At 69.8% G+C, this 22,836-nt stretch carries 14 protein-coding genes and 1 pseudogene; 6 read left to right on the forward strand and 9 right to left on the reverse strand.

Annotated elements, in window-relative coordinates; translation table 11 throughout:
* Window positions 1-13 precede the first annotated feature (13 nt).
* A complete protein-coding gene (locus AOK15_RS03445) occupies window positions 14-1,966 on the reverse strand; it encodes an alpha-L-fucosidase (protein WP_055512592.1) in 1,953 nt (650 codons plus the stop codon).
* Window positions 1,967-2,823: 857 nt separating this feature from the next.
* Here AOK15_RS03445 and AOK15_RS03450 point away from each other — a divergent pair.
* From AOK15_RS03450 to AOK15_RS03460, 3 genes are all read left to right on the forward strand, one after another.
* A complete protein-coding gene (locus AOK15_RS03450) occupies window positions 2,824-4,272 on the forward strand; it encodes a glycoside hydrolase family 43 protein (protein WP_055512618.1) in 1,449 nt (482 codons plus the stop codon).
* Between the two features lie 229 nt (window positions 4,273-4,501).
* On the forward strand, window positions 4,502-6,769 hold the full coding sequence (locus AOK15_RS03455; RefSeq protein ID WP_055512594.1) for a family 43 glycosylhydrolase: 2,268 nt from the start codon (window positions 4,502-4,504) through the stop codon (window positions 6,767-6,769).
* Between the two features lie 139 nt (window positions 6,770-6,908).
* Window positions 6,909-9,176 (forward strand): glycoside hydrolase family 97 protein, encoded by a 2,268-nt coding sequence (locus tag AOK15_RS03460; RefSeq protein WP_055512596.1) that lies wholly within the window; start codon window positions 6,909-6,911, stop codon window positions 9,174-9,176.
* Window positions 9,177-9,450: 274 nt separating this feature from the next.
* On the opposite strand, the gene bla is transcribed toward AOK15_RS03460, so the two are convergent.
* Window positions 9,451-10,317: a class A beta-lactamase gene (gene bla / locus AOK15_RS03465; protein WP_063798938.1), complete on the reverse strand. Its 867-nt coding sequence runs from the start codon at window positions 10,315-10,317 to the stop codon at window positions 9,451-9,453.
* A 160-nt stretch (window positions 10,318-10,477) separates the two neighbouring features.
* The gene (locus tag AOK15_RS03470) at window positions 10,478-10,774 is read right to left on the reverse strand and encodes a hypothetical protein (RefSeq protein ID WP_055512600.1); all 297 of its coding nucleotides are present in this window, start codon (window positions 10,772-10,774) and stop codon (window positions 10,478-10,480) included.
* A gap of 285 nt (window positions 10,775-11,059) precedes the next feature.
* Here AOK15_RS03470 and AOK15_RS03475 point away from each other — a divergent pair, with 285 nt between their 5' ends.
* Both AOK15_RS03475 and AOK15_RS03480 read left to right on the forward strand, forming a co-directional pair.
* A complete protein-coding gene (locus tag AOK15_RS03475) occupies window positions 11,060-11,491 on the forward strand; it encodes a tautomerase family protein (protein WP_055512602.1) in 432 nt (143 codons plus the stop codon).
* A 950-nt stretch (window positions 11,492-12,441) separates the two neighbouring features.
* A complete protein-coding gene (locus AOK15_RS03480; RefSeq protein ID WP_055512604.1) occupies window positions 12,442-13,869 on the forward strand; it encodes an endo-1,4-beta-xylanase in 1,428 nt (475 codons plus the stop codon).
* A 178-nt stretch (window positions 13,870-14,047) separates the two neighbouring features.
* Here AOK15_RS03480 and AOK15_RS03485 read toward each other — a convergent pair whose 3' ends face one another.
* The 3 genes from AOK15_RS03485 to AOK15_RS03495 are packed head-to-tail and all read right to left on the reverse strand — an operon-like array spanning window position 14,048 to window position 16,435.
* Window positions 14,048-15,265, reverse strand: coding sequence for a sensor histidine kinase (locus tag AOK15_RS03485; RefSeq protein WP_079058284.1), 1,218 nt, complete (start codon window positions 15,263-15,265; stop codon window positions 14,048-14,050).
* Window positions 15,262-15,942, reverse strand: coding sequence for a two-component system response regulator CseB (gene cseB / locus AOK15_RS03490; protein ID WP_055512608.1), 681 nt, complete (start codon window positions 15,940-15,942; stop codon window positions 15,262-15,264). The genes AOK15_RS03485 and cseB overlap by 4 nt, the downstream gene beginning before the upstream one ends.
* A gap of 37 nt (window positions 15,943-15,979) precedes the next feature.
* The gene (locus AOK15_RS03495; protein WP_157870152.1) at window positions 15,980-16,435 is read right to left on the reverse strand and encodes a hypothetical protein; all 456 of its coding nucleotides are present in this window, start codon (window positions 16,433-16,435) and stop codon (window positions 15,980-15,982) included.
* Between the two features lie 332 nt (window positions 16,436-16,767).
* Here AOK15_RS03495 and AOK15_RS03500 point away from each other — a divergent pair, with 332 nt between their 5' ends.
* A complete protein-coding gene (locus AOK15_RS03500) occupies window positions 16,768-20,124 on the forward strand; it encodes a S8 family peptidase (RefSeq protein ID WP_420876848.1) in 3,357 nt (1,118 codons plus the stop codon).
* Window positions 20,125-20,345: 221 nt separating this feature from the next.
* On the opposite strand, the gene AOK15_RS03505 is transcribed toward AOK15_RS03500, so the two are convergent.
* From AOK15_RS03505 to AOK15_RS03515, 3 genes and pseudogenes are all read right to left on the reverse strand, one after another.
* Window positions 20,346-20,717 carry a MerR family transcriptional regulator gene (locus tag AOK15_RS03505; RefSeq protein WP_055512614.1) on the reverse strand — a complete coding sequence of 124 codons (372 nt, stop codon included), beginning with the start codon at window positions 20,715-20,717 and terminating at the stop codon, window positions 20,346-20,348.
* A gap of 27 nt (window positions 20,718-20,744) precedes the next feature.
* Window positions 20,745-21,547: pseudogene (locus AOK15_RS03510) on the reverse strand (SDR family NAD(P)-dependent oxidoreductase).
* A gap of 73 nt (window positions 21,548-21,620) precedes the next feature.
* A complete protein-coding gene (locus AOK15_RS03515) occupies window positions 21,621-22,577 on the reverse strand; it encodes an AraC family transcriptional regulator (protein WP_240508290.1) in 957 nt (318 codons plus the stop codon).
* Window positions 22,578-22,836 lie beyond the last annotated feature (259 nt).

The raw sequence follows: 22,836 nt of genomic DNA on the forward strand, positions 1-22,836 counted from the left end.
GCCGTCGGGGTGGTCACAGGGCGATGATCTGCCACTGCTGGCGCGTCAGTGACGCGTACGGCTGCTGCTCGATGATGGCTCCGTCGGCGGTGCTGCCCTCGTCGACGGCGAGGCAGAGCCCGCTGTAGCGGTTGGTGAGGAAGTAGTAGCCGTCACCGGTGGGTGTGACGGCCCAGTGCTGCTGGGGGACGTTGTCGTCCGACCAGATGCCGACGGTGCCGCCGTCGGCACGGGAGAGACCCTGCACCTCCATGAGCTTGCCGCTGCCCGCACCCTTGATCTCGTAGTAGCCGTCGCCGGTCTTGGTGAAGGTCCACTTCTGGTTCGCCTTGTTGAGCCACGGCCACTGCAGCACGGGGGTGTTGTTCGCCGTGCCGTTGCCCTTCACGTCGACGACCTTGCCGCTGTGCCGGGCCACCAGCCGGTAGGTGGTGCCGTCTCCGGGCAGCGTGGTGGACACCAGTGCCGGCTTGGCCGTCCGGCCGCCGATGTGGACGCCGCTCACATTGGCGTAGCCACCGGTGGCCGCTCTCGCCTGGAGCCGCACGAAGCCGACGTTCCGGGCGGGCCATTCGACCACCTTGAGGGTCTGGTTGCCGGCCCAGGTGCCGGAGGCGACCTGGGTGAAGTTCGTGCCGTCGGTGCTGGTGGAGATGGTGTACGAGGTGATGTCGCCGTCGGTCGAGTTGTTGCGGCCCCACTGCTTGGGCAGGTACTCCAGCGTGGAGACGTTGCTCCACACCCCGCCCAGGTCGATCGTGATCGAGTGAGGCAGGGGCGAGGCCAGCCCCCACGTCGACCAGCAGAACTCGTAGTCCTTGTCGCTGAGTCCTTCGATGGCGTTGAGCGGTCCCTCGCGGTCGCGGAATCCGGTCGCGTAGGCGCTGACGGGCGTCACGGGGTACTCGGGGCGCGGCAGCTGGGCCGGCAGGGGCGGCCTGGAGGTGTCGGGGCTCCATGCCGCCCCGACTTCGGCGAGCCGGTTGACGATGTTGGTGTCCAGCTTGCCGTCGCGGTTGGGCGGGCAGTTGAGGATGAACGAGGTGTACTTCGGTTCCAGGTCCGCCAGGTTGGCCAGGATCGTCTCCTTGCTCATCGGGTTCTCGATCGGCGTGTGCGGATGCCAGAACCAGCCTCTGCTGATCGTCTGCCCCTGCGTGGCGGCGTAGGTGTTCCCGGGCGGCGCGGTGATGCCCATCGGCGCCTCGAAGTAGATCGCGTCGCCGAGGAACGGCTGCGACAGCGCACCGTGGTCGATCATGACGATATTCGGCTGGAGCGACTTCACCAGCTCGCGGATCCGCTGGTAGGAGACGGCCTGCTGGCCCATCTGCCACGCCCAACCGTCGGTGACGAACATGTCGATGGTGCCGTAGTTGGTGAGCAACTCGGTGATCTGACCGAGGATGAAGGTCATGTCGCTGGGCTGGATGGCATCGGTGAGCTCGAGCCCAACGTTCTTGTGCCGGCTCTCCCACGCCTCGACGCCGTAGGTGCGGTCCCATATCGAGTAGTAGAACCCGACCTTCAGCCCCTCCGCCCGGAAGGCGTCGCAGTACGCCTTCACCACGTCGTGCTTGTAGGAGCTGTTCGCGACGTTCTGGGTGCCGTAGGCGCTCGGCCACAGGGCGAAGCCGTCATGGTGCTTGGTCGTCAGCAGGCCATAGCTCATCTTCGCCGCCGCGGCGGCGGCCGCCCACTGGGCACAGTCCACGGTCGTGGGGGCGAACTTGGCGGGGTCCTGGTTCGGGGCCGCCCACTCCTCATTGGTGAACGTGCCCAGGCTGAAGTGGTTGAACATGCCGAACCGCATGTTCACCAGGTTTTCCAGATTGGTCTGCGCGTCCGCGGCGGCCGCCTCCGCGAGCAGGGGCGACAGCGCGGGCATCACGGGCAGCGCTGTCGCGGCCGCAGCGGCGCCTACAGCGCCCAGAAGCGTGCGACGGGACAGTCTTCCTGACGACATGTTGACTCCCTGTTCGATTGGCTCTGTGGTTCGGGTTGAGGCAGGGGGTGGGCAGCCCGAGGACGTTCGATCTCCAGGCCTTCAGGCGCGGGCTCTCTCAGGGCTCCAAGGCGCCGGATGTTACGCAAGAAGTTCGATGATGCAACTGCCCTGTGTCAACGGGTAAGTGGATGAAAGTGCTCTCGACGGAATCAGAAGATTCTGCTTTAGCCAGCTATGGGGCTATTTGCACTTCCGTAGACATGCAATGTCTGAGGTGGAACCCGAGCGGGCTGCCTCACGACCGCAGGGTGAGCAAAGACGCCACGCGTGGCCCCGCCACCGACCGTGACCAGCCTCCTCAGGTCCACGGACTACCGCTGTCGGAAGTATTGACGCACCCCGCTCCCCACATTTAACGTCTGCCCGACCTTACGAACAACGTTCGATTTATCGGACAACTCGCACCGAGGGCAAAGGAGTCGGCTACGGACGGTTACCCGTCCGTCGAGGGCTTGGAGGCCCCCGCGCGACAGCGGACAGGACCTCAAGAGAGACGCACCGCGCCCCCGCGCACTCGGAAACGACAACCGCTCGCCCACCCCGGCGCCGCCACCGCCCCACCCGGGCGGCAACCGTGCCCTCACCCCGCAAGCCGTCACCACAAGCACACCGGCGCCATGTACCCAGGCCCACCGTCACCCACGGTGAGGCGCACGGCACACGGCAGACACACCGTCACCCGGATCCAGTCGCCCCTTCCCCCGTCGCGCGGCAGCCGCTCTGTCCCGTCGACACCGAGACCGAGCTTCCCCGCCCACCCCTAGGTGGGCGCTCCACGCTCGATGGCGGCACTGGCAGAACGACAGGAGATGTACATGTCCGCTCTTCTCTCCAGGCTGTCGGCGATCTTGTTCGCCGCGTGCCTGCTCCTCACGTCCCAGGTCCTGATCACACCGGAGCGGGCGGCCGCGGCAGACCCGGGCTACCTGATGCTGCACTTCACCGGTGAGGGGGCGACCGGTCAGCAGATGTATCTCTCCCACAGCACGGACGGCCTGCACTGGAACGACCTCAACGACGGAGCGTCGATCCTGCGCTCCACCGTCGGCACGAAGGGGGTGCGTGACCCCGCACTGGTGAGATCACCGGGCGGCGACAAGTACTGGATCATCGCGACCGACCTGTGCTGGGGCTGCGGGTCGACCGTGGACGGCTCCATCAACAACGGCAGCCGCAGCATCGTCGTCTGGGAGTCGACCGACCTGGTCAACTGGTCGGAGCCGTGGCTGCTCAACGTGGCCGGCGCGATCCCCGACGGACGCAACGCCTGGGCGCCGGAGGCGATCTGGAACCCGGCCACCAACGACTACGTCCTGTACTGGGCCACGAACGTACCCCTCGACGGCAAGACGAAGCACCGCATCTTCTACGCCCGCACCAGCGACTTCCGCACCATCACCACCCCGCAGATCTACATCGACCGCCCCGGCGCCCAGGAACTCATCGACACCCAGATCGTCGAGGTGCCGGCCGGCGTCGGCAACTTCCGCTACGTGCGGGCCTCAGGTGACGGCGAGATCACCATCGAAGGCAGCAACTCGATCCTCGGGACGTGGACGAACCTCGGCAACCTCTCCGGCATCGGCCTGACCGGCGCGACGGGCACGACCGGCACGGCGGTCGAGGGTCCGATGTGGATGAAGTTCCGGGACCGCAACGAGTGGGCCCTGTACCTCGACCAGTACGCCACCCGCGGCGGGTACATGCCGGTCACGACGGCCAACCCCTCCGCCGTCGGCACCTACCAGATCCCGGCAGCGGGCAGCTACAACATGGGCGTCAACAAGAAGCGCCACGGCTCGATCCTGAACCTCACGGCCGCCGAGGAGGCCCGTGTCCTCGCGCGTTGGCCCAGCACCCCGGCCAAGCGGCTCCAGTCGTTCAACTTCCAGGACCGGTACGTACGGCACGCCAACTTCGACGTGCGCATCGACCAGAACGTCACCAGTGCGGACGCCCAGTTCCGGATCCGGCCCGGCCTGGCCGGCACCGGCACCGTCTCCTTCGAGTCGGTGAACTACCCGGGCTACTTCCTGCGGCACGCCAACTACGACTTCCAGCTGGTCCGCAACGACGGCACCGCCCAGTTCGCCGCCGACGCCACCTTCAACCAGGTCGCCGGCCTCGCCGACTCCACCTGGTCCTCCTTCCAGTCCTACAACCACCCCGACCGCTACATCCGCCACTACGCCTACTACCTGAAGCTCGACCCGATCACCACGGCGACGGGACGCGCCGACGCCACCTTCCGCGTGACCAACTGACCGCACGAAACAGGGATGCCGGCGCCTCCATGGCGCTCCTTCACCCTCCAACGCGCCGCACCGGCGCGGGAGGCGCCGGCTTCCCTTCCACGAGAGCCCTCCCGATTCCCCGCCACTCAAGCAAACTATCCGATATGTCGAACAATGTTCGAAATCAGAGGGATGTGAACCGATGTACAGCCTGAGACCTCAGGGCCGCAGGAGATTCCGGCCAGGTGCTCTCGCCGCCGTGGCCGCCGCCTCGCTCCTGGTGGGCGTCGCCGGCCCGGCGGCCCCCGCCCAGGCAGCGGACATCACCGATGGCCTGGCTCTCTGGTACAAGCTCGACGCGACCTCGGGCACCGTGGCGGCGGACGCCTCGGGCAACGGCCGGAACGGAACCGTGAACGGCACCGCCGGCTGGTCGAGTTCCGGGGAAGGGCTCTCGTTCAACGGCTCCGACACCTACATCAAGGTGCCGGACAACATCATGAGCGGCATGAACTCGATCACCGTCTCGATGGACGTCCAGATCGACGCCACCCAGGCCACGCCGTACTTCCTCTACGGCTTCGGCAACTCCGCCAACGGAGCGGGCAACGGGTACCTGTTCAGCACCGGCAACACGTTCCGGACCGCCATCGCCTCCGGGGCCTTTTCGACCGAGCAGAACACCCGGACGACCGGCGACCTGCCGCGCTCCGTCTGGAAGCACGTCACCTACACGCAGACCGGCACCACGGGCGTGCTGTACCAGGACGGCGTGGAGGTGGCCCGCAACACGTCGGTCACCACCACCCCCGGCTCCATCGGCTCCGGCATCACGACGGCCAACTACATCGGCAAGTCCCTCTACAGCGGTGACAAGCTCTTCAAGGGCAAGATGCGGGACTTCAGGGTCTACAACCGCGCGCTGGCGCCCGGCGAGGTCCTCGAAATCAGCGGGAACACCACGCACATCGCCGCGGTCACCCTTCCCTCGCTGAAGATCGACGCCCTCATCGACGACGCCCGCAGCAAGATCACGATGCCGGTGAAGGAGGGCACGGACCTCACCGCGCTCGCTCCGCAGTTCACCCTCGCCCAGGGTGCGTCCATCAGCCCGGCCTCCGGCACCCCACGCGACTTCACCGAGCCCGTGACGTACGAGGTGACCGGCTCCGACGGAACGAAGCGCACCTGGACGGTGGAGGCGCTGGTCATGAGGAGCCCCGTCCTGCCGGGGCTCACCGCCGACCCGAACATCGTCCGCTTCGGCGACACGTACTACATCTACCCGACCACCGACGGCTTCGCGAACTGGAGCGGTACGCAGTTCAAGGCGTACTCCTCCAAGGACCTGGTCCACTGGACGGACCACGGCGTCATCCTGGACCTGGGTCCCGACATCTCGTGGACCAACAGCCGGGCCTGGGCCCCGACGATGACCGCGAAGCACGGGAAGTACTACTTCTACTACTCCGCCGACGGGAACATCGGCGTCGCGGTCTCCGACTCGCCCACCGGCCCGTTCAAGGACCCGCTGGGCAAGCCGCTGATCGCCCGCGGCGCCTACTCGGGCCAGATGATCGACCCGGCGGTCTTCACCGACGACGACGGCCAGTCCTACCTCTACTTCGCCAACGGCCAGGCGTACGTGGTTCCCCTGAACGACGACATGGTCTCCTTCGACGCCTCCAAGGTCACCAACATCACCCCCAGCGGCTACAGGGAGGGCTCCTTCGTCGTCAAGCGCAAGGGCACCTACTACTTCATGTGGTCGGAGAACGACACACGTGACGAGAACTACCGGGTCGCCTACGCCACCGGCTCCTCGCCCACCGGTCCCTGGACCAAGCGCGGCGTGATCCTGGAGAAGGACCTCTCGCTCGGCATCAAGGGCCCCGGCCACCACTCCGTGGTGCAGGTACCGGGCACCGACGACTGGTACATCGCCTACCACCGCTTCGCCATCCCCGGCGGAGACGGCACCCACCGCGAAACCACCATCGACAAGATGGAGTTCGACGCCGACGGCCTGATCAAGAAGGTCGTCCCCACTCTGAGCAGCATCGCCCCGGTCTCGGGCGGCGTCACCCTGCCGACGAACACCACCCGCTCGCTCCAGTCCGTCAACTTCCCCGGCCGCTACGCCGTCGTACGCTCCGACAGCCTCGGCTACCTCGATCCGGTGACGTCCTCCAGCACGACGGCGGTCAAGCAGAGCGCCACCTTCACGATCGTCCCCGGTCTGGCCGACGGAAGCTGCTACTCGTTCCGTGACGCGTCCGGCCGCTACCTGCGCCACAAGGACCTCCGGATCCGCGCCGACGCCAGCAACGGCACCACGCTCTTCGACAAGGACGCCACCTACTGCGCCCGGTCGGGCTCGGCCACCGGTTCGGTCAGCCTGGAGTCGTACAACTACCCCGGCCGCTACCTCCGCCACTACAACTACGAGCTGCGCCTCGACACCTTCCAGGACAACGCCACCTTCCGCGCCGACAGTTCCTTCAAGGCGGTCAGCCCCTGGGCCTGATCACCCCCTCCCTCATCCGGTGGCCTGCAGCGCGAAGCCCTGCGGGCCACCGGCATGGCAAGGCGAACTCCCTCCCGGCTCCCGGCTCCTCGCTCGAGCGACGCGCCGCGCCGGCCCCCCCCCTCATCAGGAAGGCCGCATGAAACTCTCTCGAAGAAGCGGTACCCGAGTCGCCGGTACGGCCACCGCCGTCCTCGCCGTGCTCGGCACGGTGATCGCGGTTCCCGCATCCGCCGCCACGCCGGGGAGCTGGACCTCGGTCCAGCCCGGTGTCGCACAGACCGGCTGTGACGGCGTACGCGCCACCGTCGCGCTGGACACCAACGGCGCCCTCTCACTCGGCGCGACCTGGAACTGCCGCCAGGCCCTGACACCTGCTCCGATCGGGCTGGTGACCAGCCAGGTCGACTTCACCACCGGCCTGGATTTCGTCAGCCGCACGGATGCGCCCGTCACCTACACCTACGGGGTCCAAGCGGGGAAGTCCCGCGTCCGTACGCGGTCCGCGACCGAGACGAGACTGGTGTTCGCGAAGGGTTCCGCGCGGATGACCGTGCACGTCCGCACCTCCGCGGACGGCATGGCGCTGCGCTACGAGCTGCCGTCGGGTGCGACGGTGCTGCGCGAGGCGACCTCGTTCGATCTGCCGGCCGACGCCCAGCTCTCCCGGCAGGAGTTCAGCGCCGATCACGAGCGGGGTTATGTGACCTCTTCGGTCGCCGACGTGGCGACGGGCTCCTACGACATGGGCATGTTCGCCCAGCAGTCCAACGGCGCGCGGGTGTTGCTCGCCGAGTCCGGTGTGGACGGCGACTACTCGGGGGGCCGGTTCACCCACACCCAGGGCACCGACCGGTTCACCGTCGCGCTGGCCGACGCGCAGATCGTGCGGTCCGGCGCGTTCGCCACGGCCTGGCGCACCGCCGCCATCGGCAGCACGGCGACGGTCGTGGAGTCCACGCTGGTCGACGACGTGGCGCCCGCGTCGAAGGTCTCCGACACCTCGTGGATCAAGCCGGGTATCGCCGCGTGGCCGTGGCTGGACGGCATGTTCGCCACCCAGCGCGATCTGACCAAGCTCAAGCAGTGGGCCGACTACGCCTCCTCGCAGGGCTGGCCCTACCTCCTCGTGGACGACGGGTGGAAGGACAACCAGGCGATCATTCCCGAGCTCGTGACCTACGCCCGGGAGCGCGGCGTGCGGATCATGCTCTGGTACCACTGGCAGGACCTGGACACCGCCGCCGAGCGGGACGCCCAGTTCACCAAGATCACCGGGTGGGGTGTCGTCGGCGTCAAGATGGACTTCATGGGTTCGGAGACCCGGGCCCGTCAGCAGTGGTACGACGCGGCCCTGGCCGACACCGCCCGCTACAAGCTGATGGTCGACCTGCACGGCTCGCGCCTGTCGGTCGGCGTCCATCGCACCTGGCCGCACGTGCTGACCAACGAGGCCGTCCGGGGCGAGGAATACCCCGGTGGCCGGAACATCGGGCACGTGGCCGCGCTCCCGTTCACGCGGGGCCTGCTGGGCCCGGCCGACTACTCGCCGATGAGCTTCCAGCAGGGCAACCCCAACAGCGACGCCGCCGAACTCGCCCTCGGCGTACTCCTGGACAGCGGCATCATGCTGCCCGGCTCCCGTATCTCGGACTACCAGGCCCGTCCCGAGGCACAGCGGTGGCTGCGCATGCTGCCGACCGTGTGGGACGAGACCAAGTACGTCTCGGGGGACCCGCTCACCGGCGGGGTCATCGCGCGCCGCAGCGGCGACCGGTGGTTCGTCGGCGCGCTCAGGCGCGGCGGCGCCACCACCATCAGCTACCCGACCACGTTCCTCAGCTCCGGTACCTGGCACGCGGAGATCATCACCGACGGCCCCGACGGCTTGACCCGCACCAGCAAGGTCATCCAGGCCGGTGACACATTGAGCGTCCCGGCGGTCGCGGGCGGCGGCCATGCGGTCAGGCTGACCAAGGTCGCGGCCCTCCCGACCGGGAACCGCACGGTGACCATCGCCGGCAGCAGCCACGTACTCGACGTGAGGAGCGCGAGCCTCGCGAACGACGCCGCGATCATCCGCTGGCCCAGCACCGGCGGCACCAACCAGCGCTTCGCGTTCGTGCCGCTCGACGACGGGTACACCCGGATCGTCAACCAGGCCAGCGGCAAGGACGTCGTCGTCCGGTACGCGTCGCGCGACGCGGGCGCGAAGGCCATCCAGTACACCTACGAAGCCAACGCGAACACCAACGACGAATGGCTGGCGGAGGACGCGGGCAACGGCCGTGTCCGGCTCCTCAACCGCCACAGCGGTCTCTACCTCACCGCGGGCGACGCCCAGGGAGACCAGTTGGAGCAACGCCCGTTCGACGGTGGCGACCACCAGATGTTCACCGTCTCCTGAGGACGACCATGTGTCCGGCCCTGACGCTCGCGTCAGGGCCGGACTCCTGTCGGCGGGGTCGCGCGGGAGGTGGTGCGAGTGCTGTGACCGGAAAGGTTTGCCGGAAAGCTCGCGGCGTCCGGTGCTGGGGGCACCTCCCACGCCGTTCAGGCAGTGGGGGAGCCTCGCAAGGCGGAGCATGACCCGCGTACTGGATGTACTCGGGTCATGCGACAACGCCGCGAGGTGCCGTGCCGGACGCCGAGCCGGTGGACCTTTCCGGTCACAGCACTGGCTAGCGCAGGGCGCCGGCCAAGAGGTGCGCGGTGTCCGCGATCAGCTTGTTGTCCGTCGCGGCGTCCCGGTCGAACTTGCGGGACACGATGGAGAGGACCAGCGGGGTGCCGTCCTCGGTCCAGGCGATACCCACGTTGTTGTTGGTGCCGTAGGAACCCCCGCCCGTCTTGTCCGCGACGGCCCACGAGGACGGCAGACCCGCGCGTAGGCGGGTGTTGCTGGTCTGGTTGTGCAGCAGCCAGTGCGTGAGGAGCGCGCGGTCGGGCCGGCTGAGCGCGTCGCCGAGGACGAGCCGGGCGTAGGTGCGGCCGATCGCGCGCGGGCTGGTGGTGTCCGTGATCCGCCACGGCTCGGCCGAGTTCAGCTCCGTCTCCCACCGGTCCAGCCGGGTCACCGGGTCACCGAGGGACCGGGCGAAACGGGTGATCGCCGTGGGGCCGCCCAGTTCCCGCAGGAGCAGATTGCCCGCGGTGTTGTCACTGTGGCGGATCGCGGCGTCGCACAGCTCGGCGATCGTCATGCCCGTGGCCAGGTGATCCCTTGTCACGTCCGAGTTCTCGAGGAGGTCGGCCGCGGTGTAGTGGATCCGGCGGGACAGCACCTCGCCGTCGCGGTCCAGGTCGCGCAGCACCGCCGCGGCGGCGAGCGTCTTGAACAGCGAACAGATCGGGAACAGGGTGTCGGCACGGTGCCGGACTGTCTCCCCGGTACGGACATTGTGGGCGTAGACCCCCAGCCGGGCCCCGTACTGCTCCTCCAGCGCGCGAAGACCGCCGGTGACACCGTCGGACGCGCGGGCGGGCGCGGTCGTGAGCAGGGCCGTCGCGGTGGCGGTACCGGCCACAAGCAGCGTGCGCCGACTCATCGCAGAGGCAAGAGGGCCGCTCGTCCGTAACATCCTTCGCTCCTTCATCAATGTGCGTCAGCAGTTCCGTCAGTGATCGACGCAGCGCCTCGCGCCCTGGTTGCATCCCACAGCGGCCACCGACGCCGCGGCTGACCTGCGGTGCTCGGGCCGCTGATGGTCAGGGCGTGTCGCCGGAGTAGTAGAAGCGGCAGCTCACGCCCGGGCCCGGTGTGCGGGGTTCGCCGGGGCGCGGGTCGTACAGGGCGCGGCCGCCGGGCCAGCGTCCGAGCTCGGTGGAGAGGGCCACGCCGTCGTCGACTTCCTCGGTTCGCCACCCGTGGATGTCCAGCAGCAGACCGTCCAGCGGTCCGCCGACCAGTACGGCGTAGGTCCGGTGTGGGAGCGGGCCGGGGTGGGGGTCGTCGTGCTCCACGCCGTAGACCCGGCCGTTCAGCAGTTGCTCGTCGCCGTTCACCCGACCAAGCCTCGCAGCCGCCACTGACAACGCGGGTTCCTTCAGGCCCGCCTGGGGCCTGTCAGGGCAGGTACGGAAGCGGGAGAGCCACCCGCGAGACGGCGATGATCGAACGGTGTGGCGAACCGGCTACGATGCGTTCGCGCGATGAAGGGGCGGATCTCAGGACCGAGGCCCTCCGGGTGTCTCTCACGTCACCGTCGCGTCGACCCGGTCATGAACGACCGTCGTAGATCTTGCCGTGCAGCGCTGGGTGGTGTGTACGGCCGACAAGGAGAACTCGGCATGTCGATGATCCGGCTCACGGCCCCGGCGCACTCCCTCACCGAGGAGGGCCGCTCGTCCGTCCAGCGCGATCTGGCCGCTGCCCTGCTGCGCTGGGAGGGGGCTCCCGACGCGTCGTTCTTCCGAGCCCAGTTGTGGAGCTACCTCGTCGAACTGCCCGAGGGGGCGCAGACCACAGCCGAGGATGACGCGTCCCGCTTCCTCGTCGACGTCACGGTGCCCCAGGGAGTGCTCTCCGCGGAGGGCACCGCCGGCTTGGTGGCGGAAGCCACCGGGATCGTCCTGTCGGCGGCCGGGCTCTCCCCGGCGGACGCACCGCGGGTATGGGTGCTGGTGCACGAGCAGCCCGATGGGACCTGGGGCGCGGGCGGACAGGTCGTCCGCCGTGCCGACCTCGCGGCCATCGCCCAGAAGCAGCGCGACGAGGCGTGAGACGACCTGCGGCCGGCTCAACCGCCGCAGCAGCGAAGGCCATGACGACGGCGTCCTGCGTGGTGAGGCGTCGTCGGTCCGGGCATGACGCTTGGGCCTCCTTGCGGTGGTGTGGGGCAAGCTGAGATCGCGGAGCGGGCCCGTACCGGGGGACGGACGGTCTCGAAACTTTCGAAGGTTTCCCGGAATCTTTGACGCCACAACCTAGGAATGCGGAGCCCCGCGGTCAAGGGCTCCGGCTGACCTGTCTACAAACAGGCCCTCCCCTTGAGCTCGGCCGCCCGGCACTCCGGCCGGCGTCAGGCCGGCGGCGGCAACACGGCTCGCCCACCCATGGGGTGCGAAGGACGGCAGCTGGGAGGGGGCGCCAGAGGCGCCTGCGCGCCTGTTCCGGGGCCCACCCGAGGCCTACGACGTTCGCCCGCCGACGGCGATGAGGGTTCGCGCCGGCCACCCTACGGGTTTCCGAATGTTTCGAAGCAGAAGCTGAAACTTTTTGTGTGGCGAGTATTGACGATTCATCGTCAATCCCTCAATCATCCCTGTCGGGAAGCCGACCAGAAACCGTGCTCTCGACCGCGTCGGCAGACCGTGCCGCACGGCGGATCCACGCACGCCTGCACGACAGATCCGCGCACCGATGCTCCCGCGCCACCCCGTTTCGTTCCGGAGAGGTTCGCACCAGCGCATCCTGGCTCTTCGCTCAGTCGGAGAGATACGCGACGCCGCGTGACGGTCCCCCGGCTGAGCCGCTATGGAGTGCCCCCATGCCCGTGTCGAGACAGCGCTGCCGTCCGCGCCGGATGAGATCGTCCCGGTCCCCGTGACCGGTGCGCGGTGATTCCGTGCCGCCCGGGTCCCGACCCGACCCTCCCGTCCGACGAGCGGGAGCGGACGACGCCCTCCCCGCGCTTCAGCCATTCCGTGATCTCTACCTTGGAGGCACAGTCATGGGCTTGTACGCCCTTCCAGGACCAGTGGTCCGCCGCAAGATCCGCGGCCTGCTGATGGCGCTGTTCGTCGGCGTGCTCGGTGCGGCCGCCGCACTGGTCGCGCCGCCGGCCGCGCACGCCGCCGAGAGCACGCTCGGCGCCGCGGCGGCGCAGAGCGGTCGCTACTTCGGCACCGCCATCGCCTCGGGCAGGCTGGGCGACTCCGCGTACACGACGATCGCAAACCGTGAGTTCAACTCGGTGACGGCCGAGAACGAGATGAAGATCGACGCCACCGAGCCACAGCGGGGTCAGTTCAACTTCTCCGCCGCCGACCGCGTCTTCAACTGGGCGGTGCAGAACGGCAAGCAGGTGCGCGGCCACACCCTGGCCTGGCACTCCCAGCAGCCCGGCTGGATGCAGAGCCTCAGCGGCAGCAACCTGCGCCAGGCGATGATCGGCCACATCAACGGCGTGATGGCGCACTACAAGGGCAGGATCGCCCAGTGGGACGTCGTGAACGAGGCCTTCGCCGACGGCAATTCGGGAGCCCGGCGCGACTCCAACCTGCAGCGCACCGGCAACGACTGGATCGAGGTCGCCTTCCGCACCGCGCGCGCCGCGGACCCGGCCGCCAAGCTCTGCTACAACGACTACAACGTCGAGAACTGGACCTGGGCCAAGACCCAGGCGATGTACGCCATGGTCCGGGACTTCAAGCAGCGCGGCGTGCCGATCGACTGCGTGGGCTTCCAGTCGCACTTCAACAACGACAGCCCGTACAACAGCAACTTCCGCACCACCTTGCAGAACTTCGCCGCTCTCGGTGTCGACGTGGCCATCACCGAACTCGACATCCAGGGCGCCTCGGGCACGACCTACGCCAACGTGGTCAACGACTGCCTGGCCGTCCCGCGCTGTCTCGGCATCACCGTCTGGGGTGTGCGCGACTCCGACTCCTGGCGACCGGAGCACTCGCCGCTGCTGTTCAACCGTGACGGAAGCAAGAAGCCCGCTTACACCTCCGTCCTCAACGCGCTCAACGGCGGTACGTCCACGCCGCCTTCGGATGCCAAGCCGATCAAGGGCGTCGGTTCGGGGCGCTGCCTCGACGTGCCCGGCAGCGGTACCGCCGACGGCACCCAGCTCCAGTTGTGGGACTGCCACAGCGGCACCAACCAGCAATGGACGGTCACCGCGGCCGGCGAGTTGAGGGTCTACGGCAACAAGTGCCTGGACGCGGCCGGGACCGGCAACGGGACCAAGGTCCAGATCTACGGCTGCTGGGGCGGAGACAACCAGAAGTGGCGCCTCAACTCCGACGGAACCATCGTCGGCGTCCAGTCGGGCCTCTGCCTCGACACCGCGTCGGGCGGCACCGCCAACGGCACCCTGATCCAGATCTCCACCTGCTCGAACGGCAGCAGCCAGCGCTGGACCCGGTGACGACACCGCCGGGTGGTCCGGGGTCGCCGCCATGGTTGCGGCGACCCTCGCGCTCTACGTGATCGGCGCGGTCTGGACGTACATCGGACGCGGCCTGGACGTATAGACGTATATCGGAGAGGGTCGCCTTCGCCGTGCCGTCCCGCCCCGGCCCGTCCGGTGGCGTCGGTCCGGCGGGTCAGTCCGTCGGCAGGCACAGCTCCGTCTCCGCGCCGCCCTCCGGGTGGTTGCGGAACGTCAGGCGGGCGCCGAGCAGGCGGGCCTGGCCGGTGGCGATGGTCAGGCCGAGGCCGGTGCCGCCTGTCCGGGAGCCCGTGCGGAAACGCTGGGGGCCGGAGGTGTGCAGTACCGCGAGCAGATCGGCCGGGAAACCGGGTCCGTGGTCGCGGACCCGGACCACGGAGCCGTCGACCTCCAACTCCACGGGTGGGGCGCCGTGACGCAGGGCGTTGGTGGCGAGGTTGGTCAGGATCCGCTCGACCCGGCGCGGGTCGGTGGTCACGACCGTGTCCGCCACGATCCGCACGCGTACGTCGTCGAGCCCGGCGGTCGCGCGTCGGGCCATCGCGCTCACCTCGCGCTCCTCGGTCTCCACGGCCGCCTGGGAGTCCAGGCGGGCGACCTCCAGCACGTCCTCCACCAGCCCGCGCAGTTTCCGCACGCTGCCGGCCACCAGGTCGGCCGCCCGGCCGGGCGGCAGCAGACCGACCGCGGTCGACATGCCGGCGACCGGCGTGCGCAGTTCGTGCGCGATGTCGGCGGTCACCCGGCGTTCGGCCTCCAGTCGGGCGCCGAGCGCGTCCGCCATGGTGTCGACGGCGGCGGCCAGCCGGGCGATCTCGTCGCCGCCGCGGGGGCGTACACGGGCGTCGAGGTCGCCGTCGGCGATGCGTTCCGCGGTACGCGCGGCGGCCGTGGCCCGCCGTCCCATCCGCACCCCCAGCAACAGCCCGGCCAGGGACACCAGGACGGTGACGGCCGCGCCCGTGGCGAGCAGCGTCCGATCGAGTGCGGCGAGGGTCCGTTCCTCGCGGGCGTACGAACGGTGGACCGCGAGCACTTTCCGGTCCGAGATCCGGGTCGCCGCCCACAGCACCGGAGCCCCACCGTCCTTGCGGCCCCTTTGCAGATAGGTCACCCGGACGTCGCCGCGTACGGCCCGTGCCACCGGGGCGGGCAGGTCGGGGGGATCGATCCGGCCGTCCGATGCACGTCCGTCGGCGTGGTCGCCGGCGGCGCTCCGCAACCTCTGGTCCAGTGCGGAGCGGGCGGTGGCCAGTTGGTCGGCGGCGGTGGTGCGGTGCACCAGCACCCCGACCGCCCCCGCCACGCACAGGGCCGCGACGGCGACGGCCAGCGCGACCTTCGCCCCCACGTTCACCGCGGGCCGTCTCATGGGCGCAGCTTGTAGCCGAAGCCGCGTACCGTCTCGATCCGTTCCCGGCCGATCTTGGAGCGCAGGCGCTGCACATGGACGTCCACGACCCGGGTGTCACCGGACCAGGCGTAGTCCCAGACCCGCTCCAGGAGCAGATCACGGGAGAGCACGGTCCCCGGCGCGGCGGCGAACTCGCGCAGCAGTTTCAGCTCGGTCGTGGTGAGCGCGAGCGGCTTTCCGGCGCGGCGGGCGGTCAGGGACGCCGGGCAGAACTCCAGGTCCCCGAAGCGCAGTCGGGGACCCTCGTGGGCCGGCTGCCCGGCGGGTGCCGCCCGGCGCAGCAGGGAGCGTACGCGGGCCACGAGGACGGGGCCGTCGAAGGGCTTGGTGACGTAGTCGTCGGCGCCCGCCTCCAGGCCCATCACCACGTCCACCGGGTCGTTGCGGGCCGAGATCAGCAGCACGGGCACCCCCGACTCCTCGCGGATCCGGCCGGCCAGGCTCACTCCGTTGAGGCCCGGCAGCATGATGTCGAGGACGGCCACGTCCGGATGGCGTTCCCGGAACAGCGCGAGCCCAATGAGGCCGTCGGACGCGGTGCGGACGCGGTAGCCGCGCTCCTCCAGTGTGAGCCGCGTGGCCTCCCGGATCAGCTCGTCGTCCTCGACCAGCAGCACCTCATGAGCGGCGTGCATCGGCTTCCCTCCCCGCCGGTCCTCTCCTGTGTCGTTCTCATGCATCCGGTACGCCCAGATCGGTGTCGTCGATGCCCTGCGACCAGAAGGGCGCGGGGGGATGTACGGGGGTCAGGCGCGCGTGGCTGTAGAACGACACGTCGCCGCGCCTGACCGGATCGCTCAGGACGACGTCCACCCGGTACCGCGGCGGGTTCTCGTTTCCGTCGGGACAGCCCGACACGCAGGTCTCGTCCATGGCGACTCCGGTGGCCCGTGCCCGGGACGAGCCCCAGTCCCGCCATGTCAGCCGCCTCAGGGAGAGGCGCAGGGTCGGGTCGATCTCCTCGGGGCGCTGCCAGGCCCGGCCGTACCAGTCCGTGATGTAGACCGGTCCCGTCCAGGGGATCGTCGTCATCGCCGGACCTTCGACGTGCACGCCGCCGTCCACGCCGGCGCACCCGGTCAGGCAGGCGGCCAGCACGACGCACGGCACGCCTCGGCGAAGCCGCATCCCTTGCTCCTTCCGCCGGGCCGTCGGGTCGTGTGGAGATCGCTCCCGCAGAAGCCGGAGGCAATGGTACGACCGGTCGGTCCGGGTCCTTCAGGGGTGGTGGCGGCTCGACGTCCCACGGCCGTCCCCGTCCCGGAACTCGGCCACGTCACGCCACCGTCACGGTCACCGTCATCGGAGGACAGCTGCCTGACCTGCGTCTGTAACAACGGTCCGGCGATCCGTCATCGAGATCGATACGTCGTCGCCGTACAGCCGCCGCACAGTTGTGCGTCCGCCTTCCTACGGTTGCTCCGATCATGGCCACCCGGCACTTCAGCCCTGGGGGAACTTTGCGCAGAAGAGTGAAGACAGCATGCGTGTGCACAGCCGCGGCGGCGGTGGCGGCGGTCCTCGCCACAGGACCGCCCGGCACCGCGCAGGCCACGCCGGCACAGGCCACGCCCGTACAGGCCGGTGCGGCGGGGACCGTCGCCGCGTCCAAGGAAGCCGCGTCCAAGCGATCCGCCGGCCCGCACCGCCTCACCCTCGTCACCGGCGACCGCGTCCTCGTCGACGCCACGGGCGCTGTCGTCGGCATGGAGCGGGCCAAGGGCCGCGAGCGGGTCCCCGTACAGATACGGAAGACCGGCGGCCACACCCTCGTCGTCCCGACGGACGCCGCCCGGCTGATCGCGAACGGCAGCCTCGACCAGCGGCTGTTCGACGTCACCGAGCTGGACAAGCCGGCCAACCGCAGGAACCAGCGGGGCGGCCTGAAGGTCATCGTCGGCTACAAGGACACCGCACGTTCCCTGAGGGCCGCGGTCCGTGGCACGGGCATGGTCCACCGGACCTTCACGTCCCTGGACATGGACGCCCTCAAGGCGCCCACCGCGCAGACGCCCAAGCTGTGGGACACCCTCACCGACGACGGTGCCCTCGCCCCGGGCGTCTCCCATGTCTGGCTGGACGGCGTCCGCAGGGCCAGCCTCGACAGGTCGGTGCCGCAGATCGGCGCACCCGCCGCCCGGGCCAAGGGATACGACGGCAGGGGCGTCAAGGTCGCCGTCCTGGACAGCGGCCTCGACAGCAGCCACCCCGATCTCAAGGGCCAGGTGCTCGCCACCAAGAACTTCAGCGCCTCCACCACCGCCGAGGACCGGCAGGGCCACGGCACGCATGTCGCGTCCACCATCGCCGGGACCGGCGCCGAGTCGGGCGGCAAGTACAAGGGCGTCGCCCCCGGAGCGAAGCTGCTCATCGGCAAGGTCCTCGACGACCGCGGCCAGGGCGACGACGCCGGCATCATCGCGGGCATGGAGTGGGCCGCCGAGCAGGGCGCCGACGTCATCAACCTCAGCCTGGGCGGCCGCGACACCCCGGGTGTCGACCCGATGGAGGCCACGGTCAACCGGCTCTCGGAGACCAAGGGCGTCCTCTTCGCCATCGCCGCCGGCAACGAGGGCGAGCAGGGATTCAAGACCGTCGACTCCCCCGGCAGCGCCTCCGACGCGCTCACCGTCGGCGCCGTCGACGGCCACGACGCGGTCGCGGACTTCTCCAGCATGGGTCCGACCGCAGACGGCGCCCTCAAGCCGGACGTGACCGCGCCCGGCGTGGACATCACCGCGGCCGCCGCCAAGGGCAGCGCCCTCGCCAAGGAGGTCGGCGAGAAGCCGCCGGGCTACCTGACGATCTCGGGTACGTCGATGGCGACCCCGCATGTGGCGGGCGCCGCCGCCCTCCTCAAGCAGCAGCATCCCGACTGGACGTTCCGTGAGCTGAAGGCCGTGCTCGTGGGCTCCGCCAAGGGCGGCGACTACACCCCCTACGCGCAGGGTTCGGGCCGTATCCGGGTCGACGAGGCGAACGGCCGGAGCGTGTTCGCCGAGACGACCTCGCTGAGCTTCCCCGTCCAGCGGTGGCCGCACACCGACGACACCCCGGTCACCAGGAAGCTGACGTACCGCAACACCGGCACGAAGGACATCACGCTGACGCTGTCGACCGCGGCCTTCAACCCTCGGGGCGAGGCGGCCCCGCACGGCTTCTTCTCCCTGGGCGCGAAGACCGTCACCGTCCCCGCCGGCGGCAGGGCGTCCGTGGACGTCACCGCCGACACCCGGCTGGGCGGCGAGTTGTTCGGCGGCTACTCGGCCTATGTGACGGCCACGGGCGACGGCCGGACCGTCCGCACGGCGCTGGCGGTCGAGCGGGAGGAAGAGGCGTACGACGTCACGCTGAAGTTCATCGACCGTCCCGGGCAGCACCCGGTGCGCCTCACCACCCTGTCGCGTGACGAGCGGAACGGCACGCAGTTCGCGGACATGTCCACCGGCGACACGCTCACCTTCCGCGTCCCCAAGGGCCCGTACATCCTCGACTCGCTCAGCGTGAAGGACCCCACCTCGACCGAGGGCGGCGTCGACTGGGTGGTCCGCCCCGTCCTGAACGTCGACCAGGACCGGACGGTCACACTCGACCTGAACAGGACCCGGTCGGCCGACATCACCGTGCCGGACAAGGAGGCCAAGCCGCTCCAGGCCATGGTGTTCTACGAGCACAAGGGCACGCAGGTGGCGAACTACGTCGTCATGCCCACCTTCTCCGACATCCGTGTCGCCCACATCGGCCCCGAGATGCCGTCCCACCTGGCACAGGTCTGGTCCGGGCAGTGGACCAAGGGCAAGCGCGCCGAGTACAACACCCTCGACGGCGGCGAGGTGAAGAGGATCACCGGGACGCACGTCCACCATTACTCGGCGCACGAGTTCGCCACGGTGAAGGCCGGCCTGGGCGCCTCGACCCCGGGCAAGACCGGGGTGCTCGCCCTGTCCGCCACCCTGCCTGTCATCAACGGCATCCACACCCCGCTGCCCCAGAAGCTGCCCACCACCCGGACGTACTACCTGTCCACGGGCGACGATGCCCAGTGGTACTTCAACTTCCAGCAGTTCTCGGGGAAGAAGGACGCGGACGGTGTGCCGATCGTGGAGGCCGAGTCCACCACCGGTGACTATGTGAGGCTCTCCGGCGGCAGGACCTACCGGAAGTCGTTCGACACGGCGGTGTTCGCGCCGCGAGTGGTGCCCGGCCTGTCCGGTGTCTTCCACGGCCCGGACGGGATCTACGGCCTGCTTCCGCTGTTCGCCGACGGCCAGCGCAACGAGGCGTCGTCCGGCCTGACCTCGGTGCGCACGACGCTGTACCGCGACGGCAGGAAGGTCGCGTCGAACGCCGACCCGCTGACCGGCGGCAAGACGTTCGAGGTCCCGGCCGGCGAGGCCGAGTACACCCTGACCACGTCGGCCGGGCGAAGCGCCCGGGTCCAGGCGGCCTCCACGCGTGTCGACGCGAGCTGGACGTTCCGTTCGAAGGCACCGTCCGGCGGGCTGCCGACGGAACTGCCGGTCTCCACGGTGCGCTTCGCACCGAGGACGGGCCTGGACAGCCGGGTCGAGGCCGGCCGGATCGTCACCTACCCGGTCACCGTCGAGGGCACGGCAAGGGGGCGGAACCTCAAGTCGCTGTCGGTGTACGTGTCGTACGACGCCGGAAAGACCTGGAAGAAGACCGACGTCCGGAACGGGAGGATCACGGTGAAGAACCCGGCGAAGGGCAAGGGCATCTCCCTCCGCGCCGAGATCATCGACAGGAAGGGCAACAGGTCCACGATCTCGATCCGCAACGCGTACTACGGCAAGTGAGGCCGAGGATTCACTGGCACGGGTCGGTCTGCCGGAAGCGCGGTCTCGGGCAGACCGGCCCGTCGTGCTCCACGAAGGCTTCCCGGGCTGCCGTGCAGGAGCCGGTGCGCCGGTTCGAAGGAGCGAACCGGGGAGCACGGAGTCCCGCGGACCCGCTCGGAGGGGCGTCGGTGGTGGGAGAACCGACGGGGACGACCGCGCCGCGGCAGTGAGTCAAGCGGTCAGGCCACCGGGCGGATTCGATCGCCGGTCTTCTCCCGGAGTGCTGCTTCCAGTCGGTCGCGCGCCTCGGTCTGTGCGGCGATGGGCTCGTCGAGGACAGCCAGCCGTTCCCGCGCGACCCGCAGGCCCTTGTCCGAGGGCGGTGCGGCAGCGACATCACCGTCCAGGCACGGCAGGAACACGCGCACGTCGTCCAGGGTGAGCCCGGCGGCCAGCAGGTGGCGGATGTTGCGGACCCGCACCACTGCCCGCTCGTCGTAGACGCGGTAGCCGTTGAGGGCACGCTCCGAGGAGATCAGTCCGGCCTGCTCGTAGTGCGGCAGCGCACGGGCGGACGTCCCGGCCGCCTTGGCCAGTTCACCGATCAGCACCCGTCCCCGCCTCCCGGTCCACTCCTATCACGCCACGACTGCCCCTCCGTCGACCGGGAGTACCACTCCGGGGATGAACGCCGCGGCCGGTGCGGCGAGCCGGGTGACCGCCTCGCCGCGGCCGGTGCGGCGAGCCGGGTGACCGCCCAGGCCACCTCCTGGGGTCGGCCGATCCGGCCCAGCGGGGTGTGCGCCAGGTGCCATCCCCGCACCGCTGCGATCCGCTCCGGCGTCAGGCCCCGGTGCTCACCGATGGGGGTGTCGATCGCGCCGGGGGCGACCGCCACCACCCGGATCCCGCGGGGCGCCAACTCGACCGCCCAGCTGCGGGTCAGCAGCTCCAGGGCGGTCTTGGTCGCCGCGTAGACCGAGCTGCCGGGCCAGGCCCGCTGTCCCACCGGCGTACTGCCATTGGCGATCACCCCGCTCGACGTCTCCAGGAGGGGCAGCGCGGCCTGGGTCAGCAGGATGGGGGCGACGAGGTTGGTGGCCGGCTGGACCCCGATCATGTCCGGCGTCAGCGTGCCGAGGGCGCCGCCGCGTACTATGCCGGCGTTGTTGACCAGCACGTCCAGTCGGCCGTGTGTGTCGAGCACGGTCCGGAGGATGCGATCGGGCTCGCCCTCGGCGGTGATGTCCGCGGCCAGGGGCCTGATCCGGTCGTGCCCGGCGGCGGTCTGCTCGAGCGGCTCGGCCCGCCGACCGATCGCGACGACGTGGGCGCCCTCGGCTGCGAAGGCACGGGCGGTGGCCCGGCCGATCCCCGTGCCGGCCCCGGTGACGGCGACGACCCTGCTGCTCTGCGACGCGGTGCTGTTCATGTCGGTCATCGTGCAACCGTGCCGCCGGCGGCAAGGTCAAGCAGCCATGGTCAGCGGCATCCTCCGACACAGCACCGCCGGGCTACCTCGTCGCAACAGAACCCGGCCTCGCGGCCGTGGTGGCTCGGTAGCTGCTGGGGCTCAGGCCCTTGAGGCGTTTGAACGCGGCGCTGAAGCCGAAGGCGTCGGCGTAGCCGACCGATCTGGCGATCTCGGCGATGCCGAGGTCGGTGTCGGACAGGAGCACCTCGGCCTCGTCCATGCGGCATTCGGTGAGGTAGGCGAGCGGTGGACGGCCCATCAGCAGGGTGAAGCGTTTGGCGAACAGCGCCCGCGAGACGCCGGCGCGAGCGGCCAGGGAGGCCACGGTCCAGGGTGCGGCGAACCGGTCGTGGAAGGACTGCAGGGCGGGCGCGAGGACCGGGTCGGCGAGGCCCCGGTACCAACTGGGCGCGTCGGCGCCCGCCTTGCCGAACCAGCTGCGCAACGTGCACACCAGGGCCCAGTCGAGGAGCCGGTCCATCAACGCCTGTGAACCGGCCGAGTGTTGGGCGGCGTCGGCGGCGGCCGTCTCCAGCCAGGCACAGACCTCGGCGTCCTCCTCGACCACCAGGACGGGCGGCAGGGCCCGCAGGAGCCGCTCATGGCGGTGGCCCGAGGCACGGTAGGCGCCCACGATCAGCGCGGTCGCCTCCGCCGAGTCGACGCCCCAGTGGATACCGCCGAGGTCCTGGGCGGTGCGCTCGGCGCTCTCGGTGAAACAGGCGATCTCGTACGCGGCATGGGACCCGTGCACGGTGGCGGGGTGGTCCACGAGGTGGAACGGTTCGGGCCCGCGCACGATGGCGGTGTCCCCCGCGCCGATCGCCCGTTCCGTTCCGTCGGGGAGCAGCAGCGTGCCCCCGCCGCGCAGCACGCTGATCATGACGAGTGGCGCGGCGTCGGCGAAGCGGATGGTCCAGGGCGCCGCCAGTACGGCGTGACAGACGACCGAACCCTCGGCCCGGATGCCGCTCAGCAATGAACTCAGAGGATCCACGGCACACACCGTAGACGATCTCCTATGTTTCCGAGCGGATCTCCCATGGATCATCTACACCGTCGGGGCTGTACTGGACTCGTTCATCGGACCGACCAGACCATCGGGAGACACCGTGACGCAGCACGACAGCCGTCCCACAGCCCTCGTCGTCGTCGCGCACCACCGCACCGATTCCCTCACCGCGCACACGGCCAGGCGTGCCGCCGCCCGGCTCGAGGCAGCCGGTTACCGCGTCGACCTGCTCGACCTGCACGCC

The organism is Streptomyces ossamyceticus (assembly GCF_001418475.1).
Classification (GTDB): Bacteria; Actinomycetota; Actinomycetes; order Streptomycetales; family Streptomycetaceae; genus Streptomyces; species Streptomyces ossamyceticus.